This window comes from Terrabacter sp. 2TAF16 (genome assembly GCF_052115065.1).
Classification (GTDB): Bacteria; Actinomycetota; Actinomycetes; order Actinomycetales; family Dermatophilaceae; genus Terrabacter.
The window spans coordinates 1-15,760 of sequence record NZ_JBFRFZ010000025.1 but is presented as its reverse complement, the minus strand read 5'-3'; the positions used below and the strand labels follow the sequence as shown (position 1 = coordinate 15,760).

The window sequence follows — 15,760 nt, the reverse complement described above, 5'->3', positions numbered from 1 at the left end:
TGGACCCCAAAGGACTCGGGCAGGCACGATGGGTCACCCGGTGGAAGCCGGCCCTGAACGCGTTCGCGGTCACCTTCGAGGCGCGCATGCCGGCGCCGGAGAACCTCTAACCATGAAAACGCCAGTTACACCGTTCGCCTGACAGACCCGAGACGCCCGTCGGGGGCTGCTCTGTGCTGGTGGGCGGTACTGGGTTTGAACCAGTGACCTCTTCTGTGTCAACGTGAAAGCCCGGGCGGACGAGCAGGTCGCTTGTGCTGCTCTGAGTCCACGTGCGTCCTGGTCTGTGGCGCCATTTCCACCGCGGTTGTCACTCACTTAGTCACTCACCCGAGTGCCTCGGCTGCAAGCCTCAGTATCACGTGTGTCGAGGTCGCGCCCTCCCCCAGATTAGTGATCGTCCGGATCTGGCTCCCCTCTGTGTCAAGACGCGGCGGGGAGCGCGGTTCTAGGGTGGGTGGTGGCGGGTCCGGGAAGTGGCTTGTCCGAAGAGCTGGTGTGGGGTTGTGAGCCGGCCGCGCTGGAGTCAGAGTCGTCACCCTGTTGCCCTCCCGGGCCCGTCGTCATCTGCCGTGCGGCGTCGGCGAGCATGGTGCGGAACACGATGTCGGACAGTCTGCGTTTGAGCAGGCGCATGGCCTCGTTGGAGGTCTTGCCGCGGGCTTTGGTGCGGTCGAAGAAGGCGTGTCCTTCAGTGGGGTTGCGCAGCTGCACGGTGGCCATGATGTTCAGCACCCGGTTGATCTGACGGTTCCCGCCCCGGGACAGCGATGCCGCACGTGGTCCCCGGACGAGGCGTCGATCGGCGCGGTCCCGGTCCATGAGGCGAAGTGGTTGTTGTCCGGGAACCGGGGTGATGTCCCCGACCTCCACGAGCAGACGCGCCGGCCCGGAGGGGCCGATGCCGTGCAGCCCGGTCAGGGTCGTGCCGGTCGCAGCGAGCAGCTGAGACAGCTCCTTGTTCGCCGCCTTCTTCCGCGCATAGATCCGCTCAAGATCGGCGACCAGCTCGGCCGCGACCCGGCGCCGGGCCTTGCCCGCGACGTCCCGAGGGCGCACCGTCGCGAGCAGCTTCTTCGCCTGCGCGGCGGACAGGTCCTTCTTCGCGCCGCCCGGGATCAGCTCCAGCAGAAGGTGATGCAGCTGCGAGACCATCCGGGTGTGGTCCTCACCCAGGCGCGGCGCCGATCGGCCAGCACCCGCAGCACGGCCAGCTGCTCGTCGTCGACGACCGGGCGCAGCCCGGCCATCCGGACCCCGACCAGGGCGATGGAGTGCGCGTCCGTGGCGTCGGTCTTGCGGCCCTGACCGGTGGCGAACATCCGTACCCGCGCGGATAGCCGCGGTGGCACGTCGATGACCTGCTCACCGTCAGCGAGCAGCCGGATCGCGACATGCCGCCCGATGCCGTTGCAGCCCTCGACGGCCCACACCCGCTCAGGGAACGCGAGCGCCACCTCGAGCATGTCCGCGTAGCCGGCCCGGTCAGTGTCGAAGCGCCCATCGGGGGAACGACTCATCGGGGCCCATCACCTCGATCGTGACCGAGCGCTTGTGCGGGTCCATCCCGATCACCACGCGGTTCGCTGGTTGCTCCTTCATCGTGCGCTCCTTGCCTCGAACCGGACTGGTCGTCGAGCTGGGAGGGCAACGCTGCTTAGAGCTTGGGCACACCCCTCTTGAGCCTCTCCCGGCCCTGGCGACGTCCGGGCTGCGCAGGCCAGATGAGAGCCACACCAAGGTGGTGAGCAGCCGAAATGAGAGCGACAGCCTGGACGCCTGAACCGAGCCTTGCCAGGCACCGATCCTTCGTCAATGAAACAAGCAGCCGGATAGCGGACGTTCGGTTGGATCATGTCGGGCCACGCCGTTGACCGGTCGTGCGGTTAAGCGCTCCTTGGTCCCCGCGTGGCAAGACCTCACGTCGGCGTGCGGCCATCGGCTGCTAGGTCACGATTGCCGCACGGTACTGCCTTGGTCTGCACACTTGATCGGCCGGCAGTCCTATCTTGACCGACAGGGACAGGGACAGGGACAGGGGGATGCGATGGGACGGAGTCAGACCGCCGTCGATCAAGTGCTGCGAGGTGGCCTCATCGTGATCGGAGTGGGAGTCGCCGGCTACCTCGCGATGCTGGTCCTGCTGTCCTTCACGATGCAGGAGCCGTATCCGTTTCTGGACGTCGCCAACAAGAGCGGTCGCCCGCTGCTCATCGAGCAGGCCGACGTCGTGAGCTCTCCGGGGTGGCGGTCGAGCAGGCTCGTGTGGGGCAACTCGGGGATCTGGCCGGCGGCCACCAAAGGTGCGTGCGAACAGGACCGACTGGTGGCTCGCGACCTGACGGGCACCGTGGTGGCGCGCCGCACGGGTGCCTGCAGATCGGACATGTGGACCATCACAACCGAGGGCTTGTCGGCAGCACCCCGCTACCCGCGGCTGCCCGTACCGCCCGGCCACGTGGAGGTCCGGCTCGTCCTGGATTCCTCCGGGACGGAGGACTCGGTGGTCGCCTGGTGGCGCGCGCTGCCCCAAACCCTCGAGCGCGCCGCGGCAGCGGGCGCGGCCGTGGGAGTGACCGTACACGGTCCGTTCCTCGAGAACGAGGACCTGGCGATGTACGTCCGAGGCCCAGACGCCGCCACGGTCCGGGATTTCACCCGTACCCAAGTGCTGCGGCCCTCACCCGGCCGGGTGTACGCGTACGTCGGCGCCCCAGGTCAACTTGCACCGCGCACCGGGGCGGAGATCCTCGTGCCGACGGTCGCGCCGAGCGTCACCACTCGCTGAACGTGGCGGACGGGCTGTCGCGCGCAACGTCCGACCTTGCCGCTCGGAGGACGGGACGCCCGACATTGCCGCTGCCCGTGAGACCGCCTGTGGCGATCCGATCCGTGACAATGCACCCATGGGAACGGTCCTGCTAGACCAAGTGATCGAGACGGACTACGGCCAGTTCGACCTCGGCTGGGATGTGCCGTTCGGCTTCGACGGCAACTTCGACCGGTTCTTCGCGGGCCAGCTCAACGGCCTGGTCGGCGCGGCCGACTCCAACGGCGTCTACCTCAACCTCGCTCGGCGTTCCGGGGGATCGAGGGTGCGGATCGAGCTCCTTGAGCACGCCGCCGGTTCTGCCTCTGAAACCTGGGAGGACATCGTGGAGGTGTCTGTAGTGGTTCCGGAGGGGTCACACCCTCGGTGGGCCTCGTGGGCCGGCGAGAACTGGGAGCCCTTGCCCATTCCCGCCGGACGGTACCGCCTGCGCGTGAGCGCCCGTGGCCGGGACGCAGGCAGTGATGGAGAGTTCGAAGAGGGCGTCGTTGACACCTATCTGCTCGAGTTCTGGCCGGCCGCGATCGAGCCAGATGCGGTCCTTCGAGTTGGTAGTCAAGACGCCGCCTACTGGCACGACGAGGTGGGCGGGCGTCGCTGATATCCGACCATCAGCGTGACACGTTTACCGGATTTGCCGCGTTCAGACCGGGAGTCCGACCAGCCCGCACTTCGTGTCATCCACGTCCACCAGAGTCGGCTTTGCGGACTCGCTCCTGACCATCATCAAGCACCCGATCGGGTCCCTTCGCCACTCACCACTGCTGATCAGGTGACGACGACGCTGGCCACCATTACGAGGGCGAAGCCGAAGACCGAGATGACGGTCTCCATCACCGACCAGGACTTGATCGTCTCGCCCACGGTCAGTCCGAAGTACTCCTTGACGAGCCAGAACCCCGCGTCGTTGACGTGGGAGAAGAACAGCGAGCCGCAGCCGATCGCGAGCACGAGCAGCGCGAGGTGGTTGGCTGACAGGGTCGGCGCGAGCGGCGCCACGATACCGGCGGCGGTGATGGTGGCGACCGTAGCCGACCCAGTTCCAAGCCGAATGAGCACCGCGACGAGCCAGCCGAGCAGCAAGACCGAGATGCTGACGCCCGTCGCCCAGTCCTTGATGACATTGCCGACCCCGGCGTCGATGAGCGTCTGCTTGAAACCACCGCCGGCAGCGACGATGAGGATGATGCTCGCGACCGCTGGCAGGGCGGACCCGACCGACTCGCTGACCTGGGTCTTGTTCAGGCCCGATCCGAGCCCCAGCGCGATGTAGCAGTAGAGCACCGCGATGAGCAGGGCGACGATGGGGGTGCCAATGAAGTCCATGACCGTGCGGACCCCGGCCTTCTCGTCGGTGACGGCCAGTTTGGTGATCGCGTCGATCAGCATGAGGACGACCGGCAGGGTGATGCCGATGATGGCCGTCGCGAAGCCGACGCGCTTGCGTCCGGGCGCCAATGGTTCGTCGAAGGTGCCCAACCTGCTCGTGGTCTTGGCGCCGGCACTGGGCTCAGCGGTTCGAGGGCCTACCGGGTCGACGCGACCATCGTCACCGCGAAGACCACCAACGGCGTCCCCGCGGATCTCGGTCCGGGCTCCAGCTGGCACCGTGGTGCGGGTCCGCGTCGCTGTGCCACCGGAGGTCGAGCCAAGCAGCACCAGGTCGTCAGCGGACTTCGGGACCCATCGATCGACGTAACGCGCGAGCAGCGGTCCGGCGACGGCGACCGTCGGGATGGCGATGATGATGCCGAAGATCAGGGTCCGGCCGAGGTCAGCGTCGAGAAGGCCGATCGCGGTGAGAGGACCGGGATGTGGCGGTACCAGCCCATGCAGCACCGACAGTCCCGCTAGCGCAGGGATGCCGACCTTCATCAGCGACAACCCGGTGCGTTGGGCCACAAGGACCACTACCGGGACGAGCAGCACCACGCCGACCTCGAAGAACAACGGCAACCCGAGGATGGCCGCGATGGCCGCCATGACCCACGGCAGCCGACCTGGTCCGACTCGGCCCACCATCGTCCCGACGATCCGGTTTGCGCCGCCTGAGTCCTCGAGCAGCTTGCCGACCATCGCCCCGAGCGCGATAAGGATGCCGACCGCCCCGGCGGTCGTGCCGAACCCAGCCACGAAGCTCTTGACCGTGTCACCAGGCGGCATGGTCGCCACCGCACCCAGCACAGCCGAGCCAAGCATCAAGGACAGGAACGGGTGGACCTTGGCCCACGTGATGAGCACGACGACCGCGAGGATGCCGAGGATGCACGCCGCGACGAGTTGGGCGTTCCCGGCGTACACCGCGGGTGCGTCGGCGGTCGGCAGTCCGCCCGGAAAGGTGGTGGACACGGTTATGGGAAGAGCGATCAGGGTCATCAGGCGTGCTCCTTGCGGTGGCCGAGGGCGGCGAGCGCGCGGTTAAGGACTTGGGCGGCACTCCCCTCATTGGTGATGGTCACGCCAGGCTCGTCCGCTCCGAGCGGCTCGAGCGTGGCCAACTGGCTGGGCAGCAATGACGGTGGCATGTAGTGGCCCGGACGGTGCTCCATCCGGTCGCGGATGACATCGGACTCAGCCGTGACGTGCAGGAAGCGCACGTGTGGCCTGCCCTCGCACAGCAGATCGCGGTACACACGGCGCAATGCCGAACAGGTCACCACCGCAGACTCGCCGCGGCCCTCCTTATCCGAGATCCACGCCCCGATCGCCTCCAGCCACGGCCAGCGGTCCTCGTCCGTAAGCGGTGTACCGCTGCGCATCTTCTCGACGTTGGCCTCGGGATGAAAGGCGTCACCCTCGGCGAACTCCCACCCGAGCACCGTCGCCAGACCTTTCGCGACCGTCGTCTTTCCGCTCCCAGACACTCCCATGACGACCACCACGTCGGGGTCGGGACCGCTTGCGCTGTCCAGCATTCTCCGAACGTAGCGCGCGTTGCCGTCCCGGATGGGCGTTGGGCAGCCGGCATTCAGCAGGAGGCGTCAGCCACTCGGAGACGGGGATCGCGGGGGATCATCAGTCGGCGGCATCTACCGGCTCAAGCAGCTGACCGGCGCCAGCGTCGCCGCCTGCCTCTGATTCGGCATCCGCGTCGTCGGCATTCGCTATGACCTCGACGCGCCGACACCGCGGGGCACGACGCATCGCGACCGGGGCTGACTCAAGGGCTCGAGGTCAGTGAGATCCCGTTCGATGTGGTCGCGGAACTCCCGCCTTGAATCCGTCGAGGAAAGTCGGCCGGTGACCAAGGAAGCCTCGATCCTGCCGAGATGGCGTTGCTGACCGCCGACCCTCCGCCCCGGCCGCCTGGGCGCGACCCGACGGTCATCCGGGCGCCGGGTCCGTGCCGTGGACCAGCAAGGCTACGGTCTTGTCCCCCCATCCCTTCCGAGGGTGGCCCAGGCGGAGGAGCTGAGCGAGGTAGGCCCCGAGGGCCAGGTCGGCCAGGGCTTCGCCGTCGGTGTCGGCGCGGACGCGTCCGGCCTCGATGTCCGCATCGATCTCGCCCTGCAGTGCTTCGAGGTGCCGTACGAGGTGGGCGCGCAGGGCTGCGCTGAAGGCTGGGTCGGAGTCGGCGAGGACCGCCGCTACGGCCCCCCGGCCGAGCTGTTTGTCGACGAGGTCGAGCGCCTGCTCGAGCAGCCACCGCAGCTTGTCCCCGAGGGGCGCCTCCCGCGCCGGGAAGGGCTCCTCGACGAGCAGCCCGAGGGCTGCGGCCAGGAGCGCCCCGCGGTCGCGGTAGCGCCGGTAGACGGTGGTGCGAGCCACCCCGGCCCTGATCGCCACCGCGTCGATGTGGACACCGCCGGGCCCCTGCTCGCGCAGCAGCTCGAGCGCCGCGCCGGCGATCCGGTCATCGGCCCGCGGGTCACGGGGTCGTCCTCGCGCAGGGGTCATGTCACTCCGTTCGGGAACAAAGACGCGTCGAATAACGCTACACACACTGTAGCGATAATCATGACGTACGACCTCACACGGAAGGAGCCATCATGACCCCCGGCGAAGTCCTCGTCCCAGGCGCCATCGCGATCGTTTTCGTGGTCGCCTGGTTCGTCGTCGGCGTCATCGACGCCACCCGACCCGACAGCGACACACCCCAGAAGGAGCGGGTCCCGCACCCAGTGCGCGAGACCACCCACGCCCACCGAGGCTGATCCACCGGGGCCCCAGGCGTTGCCGGCAGCCTCCATCGCCTTGTTCTGGCGCCGGCAGCGTAGCCGCGCCACGGCACCACACCACCACACAACAGCACCACGACAGGCGGACGACCCGGTCCGTCGAAGAAGGAGGGCGACGACATGGTCGTCTACAACGAACTGGTGGCCGTCACCGCCGGAGCCGGACTCATCGGCTTCGCCTGGTTCCTGGTCCATCTCATCCGCCGCAGGCACATCGACAGCGAGGGCTGGGCCGGCTTCTTCGGCGTCACCGGCCTGCTGCTGCTAGTTCTCGGGCTGCACACCACCGTGACGTGGCCGTTCGGTGGAGACGGCTTCGAGTACGCCAACATCGCCTTCGGCCAGCCCGCGGCCGGCTTCGGAGCGCTGCTGCTCTTTGCAGCGGTCTACCTCTGGCGTCACCGCGCGCTCTTCGCGGCTGACGACGCCGATGCCGACACGGCCAACGAAGCGGTCCTGCGATCGCTCAGACCGGTCTCGATCTTCGTGGGCGCGCTCGGCCTGGCGATGGGCGTGCTCGCCATCACCTTCGTGCGCTTCCAGCTCGGGGCCGCCCCGCCCGAGGAGCCGATCAGCGGACGGTTCGGTCACCTGCCACTGCTCGAGGCACTCTTCCTTGGCGGCCTGTGGGGCATCGTCGCGGTCGGCGCCCTGCTGTTCGCGGTCGCGCAACTGACCGACCGTGCATCGTTGCTGCTGTGGGCTGCCCGCGCCTGGGTCGTCGGCGGTGTGGTGTTCCTCCTCTTCGGCGCGATGAACTTCTACACGCACATCGGCATGTACTACAACATCGCACACGGCACCTCACACCTGTGGTGAACCGTCCCTCACCGCATCGGTGAGACCCAAGATCGGGCCCGTCCAGCCGGACGGGCCCGACCGCTGTCACAACGCAGTCCCGCGACGTGCCGCAAAGGCGCGAACGTTGGATGGAGTGCGTCAGCCCGTGAGGCCCATGGGAGCCGTCCTACCCTCAGTCCGCTCGTCGGAGGGTCTCCGACCATGCCGCCGCCTTGCACCGGAACGTCCGCCGCGCCAGCACCTTCGAGTCGTGATCGGTCGCGACGAGCATCTACTTGCGGTCGGCCAGGTCGATCCCCACGATCGCGTTCGTGACCGGGACCGCCTCTCGCAGCCAGGAAAGCCTCGCGTTCCAGTTCCGATCCCCGCGAGAAACACCACTACCGTGAGACATTGAACGTCCTCCTTCGATGCGATGGGACACCAAGCCCGACAAGCGCATCAGGAGGACGTTCGCCACGCCAGACCCGAGCGCGCAGAACGTCTCTCTATGCCGCTCGTGGCGCGGTTGCGGACGTTGTCCCGAGTGTCGAACCGGGGTCACGCTTGCAGATGAACACCTACGAGAACGTTCTGGTCCAGACTGATCTGCCGCCCGAATCCGACACGCTCAGACGCGCGGCGGCCGCCTACCTGGCCCGATTCAAAAGCCAGTCCCGGGTTCACACCGAGTCCGACCTGCGCGCACACCTGAACTGGTGCAGAAGTCACAGCCTGGACCCGCTGACCGCGGAACGGCCCCACCTCAAGCTCAACATCCGCGGGATGCAGGAGGCCTGCCCCTACAAGCCTTCCACCGTGAGTCGCCGCATCGCTGTCGTCGCCGGGTTCTATCGAACCTGCGTCATCGACGCTGTCCTTGCGCACTCACCGGCCGAGCACGTCCGACGCCCGAACGTGCCCGCCGAGTCACCGACACTGGACTGACCCAGCTGCAGTTCGAAGCCATGCTGGCCAGCGCTGGACCAGGCAATGGGCGGGGATCTGCTGAGCCGGGCTCAGAGCCTGCCCGGTCGGGCCGGGGACGGTGGTCCTCGGCCCGACCTTCGGGCGACTCCGGGCGGCGTTAGAGGTCGACGGCCCGGGCGACCGGATCCCTCTGCGGGACCAGCCGGTCCAGCGGCCGGATGCCGAGCGCCATGACGACGTAGAGCCCGGTGGCGACGAGCGGCAAGGTCGAGGGCTCGAAGCCGTGGGCGCCGACCGCGAGCCCGTTGACGACGAGCAGCCCGCCCGCGAACGCCCCGCTCATACCGGCCAGTCGCACGCGCGTCCCTCTGTGCGCCTGCCGAAGGAGGGCCGTAGCGAACACGAGGACGGTCACTCCGAGCAGGAGGAGGAAGAACGAGTTGACGCCCCACTCGAGCCAGCGGACGGTCTCGGCCGCAGCGAACCGGGACGCCCGGTCCGCTGGCCCGGCGGTGGCCCACGCGTCGACGGCCCGCTTGAGCGCGACGCCGTCGACGGCCATGTTGGCCGCGATGAGGGCTGCGGTGGCGGCGGCCGCCGCATCACCGAGGCGCACGAGCAGCGGGGCGACGCCGGCCCGGCTCAGGGCCTGGCCCATGGCGAGGAAACCCGCGACCACGACTGCCGCCGAAGCGAACTGGAGGTAGTGCACCCACACCCAGTCGGTGCTGCGGGCATACTCGGCGAAGACGGCTGCGTGAGAGTTTGGTGGCTCTTCGTGCGGGTGTAGGACGCCGCCGACAACGGCCAGGGCCGCACCCGAGACGAGCAGGACCGCGGACACCAGCGCGGGGCGCGGGCCGCTTCGGGAAGCGGTGTGCAGGGCGTCGGCCGGCGTGTCGGCCGGGTGCGGGGCGTCGGCGTCGTGCGTGTGTGGGCGCCACGCGAGGTAGGCAGCCATGAGCGCGTACATCCCGACGTGCCCCCACGTCATCAGGTCTCCACCGGAGAGAAAGTCGAGCCAGTAGGGCACGAGCAGGACGACGAAGGGCAGGACCATGACTGCGGACATCTCGGCGATGTGGCGACGGCCGTGGCCGCGCACCCACATCCAGGCCGCCATGCCGAAGGTCATGTCAAAGGCCATCGTGAGGGCCATCGCTGCCGGCCTGCTCGTGAGGCCGGGCCAGACCGCGTCCCAGAGGGCGCCGAAGAGGCCCATGCCGACGACCATGGCGATCGTCATCTCGACGTAGGCGGTGAGGAAGCGGACGAACCGCGAACGGAGGAAGCGGCGGACTGTGTCGCGAGGTGCGAGGTCCGCATCGAGGGTCGAGAGCGTTGTCATGCCTCGATGCTCGGTGGGGATGGCTGGTCTCCGGACGTGCCGGAAGTCATGACGTGGGTCACCCGTCGCGCATGACCCTCACAGCAGTCCGAGTGCGCGAGCCCGGAGCGCGGCTTGGGTGCGGTCGCGGACGCCGAGCTTGGCCAGCACGTTCGTCACGTGATTCTTGACCGTGCCCTCGGACAGGAAGAGACGGGCCGCCGTCTCCCGGTTGCTCAGCCCGTCGGCGACGGCGCGCAGGACGTCAAGCTCGCGCTCGGTGAGCGGGTCGAGCAGCGGCTGCGGACGCGGCGCGTCCGGGACGTCGGGCAGCTGGTTCATCCGGGCCAGCACCTTGGCCGCCACCGAGGGCTGCAGGACGGACTCCCCGCGCGCGGCGGCGAGGACGCCCTCGACGAGTCGCGACGCGGTGGCGTCCTTGAGCAGGTAGCCGACGGCACCGGCGCGTAGAGCCGGGAACACCTCGTCGTCGCCGTCGAAGGTCGTCAGGACGAGCACCCGCACGTCGGGATGCTCGACGGTGAGCCGTGTCGTCGTCGCGACGCCGTCGAGGACGGGCATCCGCAGGTCCATGAGCACGACGTCGGGATGCAGCGCGTCGACCAGGTCGAGCGCCTGCGCGCCGTTCTCGGCGGCACCGACGACCGCGACCTCCTCGCGGACCTCGAGAAGGGTCGTCAGCGCCTCGCGGAACAGCGTCTGGTCGTCAACGACCAGGACGCGTACCGCTCCGTGGCTCCTCAGGGTCATGCCGGCAGCTCCACTCGGACGGCGAGGCCGGTGCCCGGGGTCGACTCGACCGTGAGGGAGCCACCGAGTCGCTCCGCGCGCTCGCGAATGCCGATGAGGCCGAACCCGCCACTCCTGCGGTCGATAGCGCCGTCGACGCCGCGTCCGTCGTCTCTGACCTCGAGGCGGACGACGTCCGGAAGGTACGACAGCCGGATGGTGGCCGCGTGCGCGTTCGCGTGCTTGCGCACGTTGGTGAGCCCCTCCTGGGCGACGCGGTAAAGCGCCACCTGGGCGTCGCCCTCCAGTCGGCGTTCCTCGCCCTCGACGTCCACCTCGGTGGGCAGGCCGGCCGCGGCGACCTCGGCCGCGAGGGTCCGCAGCTGCTGGGGCAACGGCTCGGCCGGGCGCGGCTCGCGCAGGGCGGTCACTGACTCGCGGACCGAACGCAAGGCCTGGCGGGCTTGCTCCTCGGCCTGGCCCAGGAGCCGGTCGGCCTTGTCCGGGTCGCTGGCCAGCACGGCTCTCGCCGCCTGCACCTGCATCCCTACCACGGTGAGGTGGTGGCCCAGACCGTCGTGGATGTCGCGCGCGACCCGCGTTCGTTCGCGCATCGTCGCGAGCTCCTCGGTCTGGGCACCCAGCTCATGCAGCCGCGCGTTGGCGACGGCGAGCTCGGACCGCGCCTGCTGCTCGCGCAGGTGAAGGGCGGCGAGCACGAAGGCGAAGGCGCACGCGAGGGCCGTGGCCACCACCTGTCGCAGCCCGTCCGCCATTGGCATCCCGACGTGGACGAACGGCACGAGCAGCGCGACGCCCACCGCCCAACCCAGCGGGAGGAGCACGACCGCCTGGACGACGACCACGAGCAGCAGCAGCGTGCTGCCGACGCCGGCGCCTGCCACGTCAAACACGGCAAAGCCGAGCGCGAGCGCGACGAGCAGGTACCCCACGGCCGCGGGCCGCCCGTGGCGCTGGGCCCAGCGGTAGCCGAGCTCCGACCACGCCATGTACACCGTGCCAAGGACGCCGGGCAACACGACGCTCTCGTGCGGCGCGGTCTCGAGCAACATCACGAACAGCGCCGCCACGGCCAGCATCGGCAGGGCCCGGTTCACGGGTCCAGCCTCGCACCCCGCGGGCCCGATGCGCGGCCCTTTCGACGGCGCTCGCGCCGTGGCTCGGCTGTCGGTCACTCGTGCCGGGGTGCTCCACCCACGGATGACGGCAGTCGAGGCAGTCGCCTAGAGCCTGCAGTTGGTGGGCGCGCTCTCGCCTCCGCTTGCGCCGCTCAATGAAACAAGTAGCCGCATGTTGCGCATGGACCAAACCTCGTCGAACCCTCAGGACTGCCCAGGTCCCTGTGCAAGCCGCCTCGTCCGAAGACCAAAGAACTCTGCGACCGCCCAACAGGCGGGACTCCTCACGGACACCGGAAAGTGTCCTTGTGTCGTCGTCCGTCGTCCGGACGACTCCAGATGCGACGTTCGTACCGTCCACGTTCGCGACTCCAGACCGCGCCGCCAATAGGGCACGGGGAACTCGCGACGTGAACCAACGGCACCCGGCCGGCTCACCGGGCAGGATCAGGGGTGGATGACCTCCGTCCCACCACACCAAACAGGAGCCGACGATGACCGACACCCCCTCGACGCAGCCCTTCGAGCCACCCACGGCCGCTGCGAGCAGCACACTAACCCCACCGGCCGAAACCCAGGACGCCACCGGGTTCACCGACGCCGAGCACCACACCCTGCGCTCGGCCGCGATGCTGGCAAGCGCGTGGGTGTCACGCGCGGAGAAGGGCATGTTCGACAGCATCAAGGAGTCCTTCGCCGCGTCGAAGGCGATCGCGGGCTCACCCCCAGAGGTCGCCGCCCTGGTCGGCAAGGGCGGGTTCCCCGAGATGCCGAAGGGTACGCCCGCGGACGTCGAAGCCCGTACCTTGGCGCTACTGGGCGAAGCGGTCTCGCTGTTGAGGGCAAAGGCTCCCCAGCTCGTCGACGGCTACCGCGCCATGGTCCTACAAAGCTGTCGTGACGCCGCGGCTGCAGCCGACGACACCTCACCCAACGAGACGGCTGTCATCGCCAAGGTAGAAGCTGCGCTGGCGTGACCACGCTCGCCGGTCACTGGATGCAAAGGTCCGCTACGACTAACGGTGGACGCCGCACCGCCTACCGAGACGCCATCTCGCGGTTCATGGATGCGGTGCGAGAACGTCCGCAACTGCCGCCGATAGCTCGTTGACGTTAGCGCGGATCCGGACTGGCTAAGTAGTTCTCCCAGCGCACCGCGAGCAGGTCGTACCAGTAGCTTGCTGCCCTCGGGAGGCGGAGCTCCCAACCGTCCTCAGTTGCAGTTTCCAGCAAATGAAGCACTCCCCAGGCGACGCCCCACACCGAGTCTTCATATGGTCGATCGAACAACGGAAGCAGGGCCTCGCGCTCCTCAGCGGAGATCGGCACGGGAACCGCCTCGATCGCCGCGGCGAAGTCCTCGATTGACTGCTCGTCCCACTCCACTTCTGGCGCTAGTGGTCCAAATGCGGCCAAGGCTAAGACCTCCGATCGGACGGTCATTGCGGCTCCCTGATGCTGCACCCGTGATCAGAACCTTCGTCGACGATCCTGTCAACGTCCGACACACCTCGCATGGTTGGGGCACCCCAGCTCTAGCTGGCCTTGCCCAGGTCGTCGCCGAGGGTCGCGACCTGGACTCCCGCTGACACGCTCACCCAGCCCGATTGGGGTGCGTCATCCCGCCGCCTCATGGGCGTATGCGTCTCACGCATATGCCCGGAGCGGTCGAATCCATTGGAACATTCCGAGGTCGCATTCCCCTCGGATCTGCCTGTTACCAGATGAAGGGGACCAGACGCGCACGGTCCTTGGCGAACGCCAGATACGCGGCTCCAAGACTGTCGATCATCGCGTGCTCCTCGCGCAGTAGTCGGTAGATGAGCCCAACCAGGATCAGCAGGAAGCACGCAGCGGTGCCCACCTAGTTCCCGAGGATCAGGCCACAGCCGACGAACGCCGCTAGTAGGCCGGTGTAGCTGGGGTGCCGCAGTATCCGATAGGGGCCGCGTTCGACGACCACCTGATCGGGAGAGGTCTTCACCACGGTCGTGAAGTACGTGCCCAAGGTGGCGAACGACCACCATCGCAGCAGTAGGCCGAGCCAACCGATCACTGTTCCCACTACGAATACACCAGCACCATCGAGGACGGCTTCGGGCGCGAGGGCCTGGGCGAGCGGCAGCATGAGGATGCCCGCGAAGAAGATCACTCGGAACACCACTTCACCTCGGACGTCCGTGCGCGAGGCACCGCGACGCCATTTCACCACCTGAGAGAACTCGCCTACAGCGAATGCAGCGACGCTGACACCGACCACCAGCCGAGCCCAGGTTTCCTGTTGAATCAAGGGCGTCACCACGCGAACCAGTCTTCCAGTCATAGCGTGCCCGGGCATGCCGCGCAGAGGACGAGACGTCCGTCCAAGCGCCGATGACCGCGTTGACGCCCGGCGACAGACCGCCGCGAGCCTGCGTTGGGGACACGGTGGCGGCGAGACGGGGGCAACGCCCGTTCGTGGCGTCCAACCCGTACGTCGGCAGTGACATGGTCAGCGAGGGTCGACTGCTTCTGGTGTTGAGTCCAGGGACAGCGTGGGGGGAGGGTGCGTGTGTGCAGATCGGTGTGGTGTATCCGCAGATCGAGCTTGGTGGAGACCCGACAGCTGTCCTGCCATTTGGCCGGGCGGTCGAGGAGCTGGGCTTTGACCACTTGCTCGCCTATGACCATGTCCTCGGCGCCGTCCACGCTGGCCGGACGCCACCGCTGACCGGTCCCTATACCGAACGGGATCCGTTTCACGACCCGTTCGTGATGTTCGCGTATCTCGCCGGGGTGACGAAGCGGATCGAGTTCGCGACTGGGGTCCTGATCCTGCCGCAGCGTCAGACGGCGCTGGTGGCCCGGCAAGCGGCCGACGTCGATCTGCTCTCTGGCGGCCGGCTGCGCCTGGGGGTCGGGGTTGGCTGGAGCCCGGTGGAGTACCAGGCCTTGGGTCAAGAGTTCCGAAGCCGAGGCGCCCGGCAGGAAGAGCAGATCGAGTTACTCCGCCGGATGTTCACCGAACCGGTTGTCGACTTCGCCGGCCGCTTCGACCGGGTTGACCGAGCCGCCCTGGTGCCGAAGCCGACGCGTTCGGTCCCGATATGGCTGGGTGGATCCAGCGAGGCGGCGTTCGAGCGGGCCGCCCGGCTGGGCGACGGATTCATCTTCTCCGGCGGCGGTATCGACCACGCCACCGACGACTGGCACAAGGTCCAGGATCTGGTGCGCGCACAGGGCAGGCTGACAGAAACCTTCGGCGGCGAGTACGTGATGGCGCCCTGGGGCGAGATCGGCGACCTCACCGATCAGATCGAGGCGTGGCAACGAGCCGGCGGGACACACGTTTCCATCGTGACCATGGGCCGTGGCCTGGACTCCGTTGACGAGCACATCGGCCTTCTCTCCACCGTCGCGAACGCACTCGACCGGCCATGACCCCTCCTCACCCAGACGCGACGTCCTGCTCGCGTCCGGACTGACCTACCTCGCGACCCGGTTCTGCGTACACACGTGACGGTGTGCTCAAGGCGCCGCGCTGCTGTCCGGGCGCCACGTCGAGACCGGTTAGCCGACCACTCGCCGACGTGAGGGTGCGCCACATCTCCCCCAGACGGTCACCTGCGCGCGGCCGCCTGCGTGCTGGGGAAGCCGCCCCGGAGCGTCCCGAGGGAGCGCCATGGGGCGACTGCGGGTCTAGCTGTACTGACCGGGCACGTTGGTTGAGGGAATGCGACTCATCGCTCTGAGCTGCTGACGTGGGAGGGCCTCCCGCGGTGGAGTGGAACTGCTCAAGGTTCACTTCGCCAAACAGGAGGCCCTCGTGTCCCACGCTAACGCTGCC

Annotated in this window: 16 protein-coding genes; 7 read left to right on the top strand and 9 right to left on the bottom strand. The window is 68.2% G+C overall.

The genetic code is table 11. The features are described from left to right. Positions 1-423: 423 nt before the first annotated feature. Both AB4Z14_RS21630 and AB4Z14_RS21625 read right to left on the bottom strand, forming a co-directional pair. Positions 424-1,155 carry a hypothetical protein gene (locus tag AB4Z14_RS21630; protein WP_442277041.1) on the bottom strand — a complete coding sequence of 244 codons (732 nt, stop codon included), beginning with the start codon at positions 1,153-1,155 and terminating at the stop codon, positions 424-426. Further along, positions 1,119-1,520, bottom strand: a complete 402-nt coding sequence (locus tag AB4Z14_RS21625) for an IS110 family transposase (RefSeq protein WP_442277040.1) — start codon at positions 1,518-1,520, stop codon at positions 1,119-1,121. Before AB4Z14_RS21625 ends, AB4Z14_RS21630 begins: the two co-directional genes overlap by 37 nt. Before the next feature lie 527 nt (positions 1,521-2,047). Between AB4Z14_RS21625 and AB4Z14_RS21620 the strand changes: the two genes are divergently transcribed. Then, on the top strand, positions 2,048-2,788 hold the full coding sequence (locus AB4Z14_RS21620; RefSeq protein WP_442277039.1) for a hypothetical protein: 741 nt from the start codon (positions 2,048-2,050) through the stop codon (positions 2,786-2,788). 118 nt (positions 2,789-2,906) lie between these two features. Continuing rightward, positions 2,907-3,431: a hypothetical protein gene (locus tag AB4Z14_RS21615; RefSeq protein ID WP_442277038.1), complete on the top strand. Its 525-nt coding sequence runs from the start codon at positions 2,907-2,909 to the stop codon at positions 3,429-3,431. 167 nt (positions 3,432-3,598) lie between these two features. Here AB4Z14_RS21615 and AB4Z14_RS21610 read toward each other — a convergent pair whose 3' ends face one another. From AB4Z14_RS21610 to AB4Z14_RS21600, 3 genes are all read right to left on the bottom strand, one after another. Beyond that, positions 3,599-5,179, bottom strand: a complete 1,581-nt coding sequence (locus AB4Z14_RS21610; protein WP_442277037.1) for a GntP family permease — start codon at positions 5,177-5,179, stop codon at positions 3,599-3,601. Positions 5,180-5,205: 26 nt separating this feature from the next. Beyond that, on the bottom strand, positions 5,206-5,745 hold the full coding sequence (locus tag AB4Z14_RS21605) for a gluconokinase (RefSeq protein ID WP_442277036.1): 540 nt from the start codon (positions 5,743-5,745) through the stop codon (positions 5,206-5,208). A gap of 409 nt (positions 5,746-6,154) precedes the next feature. Continuing rightward, a complete protein-coding gene (locus AB4Z14_RS21600; RefSeq protein WP_442277035.1) occupies positions 6,155-6,727 on the bottom strand; it encodes a TetR/AcrR family transcriptional regulator in 573 nt (190 codons plus the stop codon). Positions 6,728-6,819: 92 nt separating this feature from the next. Here AB4Z14_RS21600 and AB4Z14_RS21595 point away from each other — a divergent pair, with 92 nt between their 5' ends. The 3 genes from AB4Z14_RS21595 (at position 6,820) to AB4Z14_RS21585 (ending at position 8,736) form a co-directional block, all read left to right on the top strand. After that, complete coding sequence (locus tag AB4Z14_RS21595) at positions 6,820-6,984, top strand: hypothetical protein (protein ID WP_442277034.1); 165 nt, start codon at positions 6,820-6,822, stop codon at positions 6,982-6,984. 144 nt (positions 6,985-7,128) lie between these two features. Beyond that, entirely contained in the window at positions 7,129-7,827 is a 699-nt protein-coding gene (locus AB4Z14_RS21590) for a DUF981 family protein (protein ID WP_442277033.1), read from the top strand. 534 nt (positions 7,828-8,361) lie between these two features. After that, positions 8,362-8,736 carry a hypothetical protein gene (locus AB4Z14_RS21585; RefSeq protein WP_442277032.1) on the top strand — a complete coding sequence of 125 codons (375 nt, stop codon included), beginning with the start codon at positions 8,362-8,364 and terminating at the stop codon, positions 8,734-8,736. A 139-nt stretch (positions 8,737-8,875) separates the two neighbouring features. Here AB4Z14_RS21585 and AB4Z14_RS21580 read toward each other — a convergent pair whose 3' ends face one another. The 3 genes from AB4Z14_RS21580 to AB4Z14_RS21570 all read right to left on the bottom strand — a co-directional run bounded on the left by AB4Z14_RS21580 (position 8,876) and on the right by AB4Z14_RS21570 (position 11,913). Then, complete coding sequence (locus AB4Z14_RS21580; protein ID WP_442277031.1) at positions 8,876-10,066, bottom strand: hypothetical protein; 1,191 nt, start codon at positions 10,064-10,066, stop codon at positions 8,876-8,878. 78 nt (positions 10,067-10,144) lie between these two features. After that, positions 10,145-10,816, bottom strand: a complete 672-nt coding sequence (locus AB4Z14_RS21575; protein WP_442277030.1) for a response regulator — start codon at positions 10,814-10,816, stop codon at positions 10,145-10,147. Next, a complete protein-coding gene (locus AB4Z14_RS21570) occupies positions 10,813-11,913 on the bottom strand; it encodes a sensor histidine kinase (protein ID WP_442277029.1) in 1,101 nt (366 codons plus the stop codon). The genes AB4Z14_RS21575 and AB4Z14_RS21570 overlap by 4 nt, the downstream gene beginning before the upstream one ends. A 515-nt stretch (positions 11,914-12,428) precedes the next feature. Between AB4Z14_RS21570 and AB4Z14_RS21565 the strand changes: the two genes are divergently transcribed. Beyond that, complete coding sequence (locus tag AB4Z14_RS21565; RefSeq protein ID WP_442277028.1) at positions 12,429-12,911, top strand: hypothetical protein; 483 nt, start codon at positions 12,429-12,431, stop codon at positions 12,909-12,911. Positions 12,912-13,798: 887 nt separating this feature from the next. On the opposite strand, the gene AB4Z14_RS21560 is transcribed toward AB4Z14_RS21565, so the two are convergent. After that, positions 13,799-14,236, bottom strand: a complete 438-nt coding sequence (locus AB4Z14_RS21560) for a methyltransferase family protein (RefSeq protein ID WP_442277027.1) — start codon at positions 14,234-14,236, stop codon at positions 13,799-13,801. Positions 14,237-14,487: 251 nt separating this feature from the next. Here AB4Z14_RS21560 and AB4Z14_RS21555 point away from each other — a divergent pair, with 251 nt between their 5' ends. Further along, positions 14,488-15,354, top strand: a complete 867-nt coding sequence (locus AB4Z14_RS21555; RefSeq protein ID WP_442277026.1) for an LLM class F420-dependent oxidoreductase — start codon at positions 14,488-14,490, stop codon at positions 15,352-15,354. The last annotated feature ends 406 nt before the right edge of the window (positions 15,355-15,760 follow it).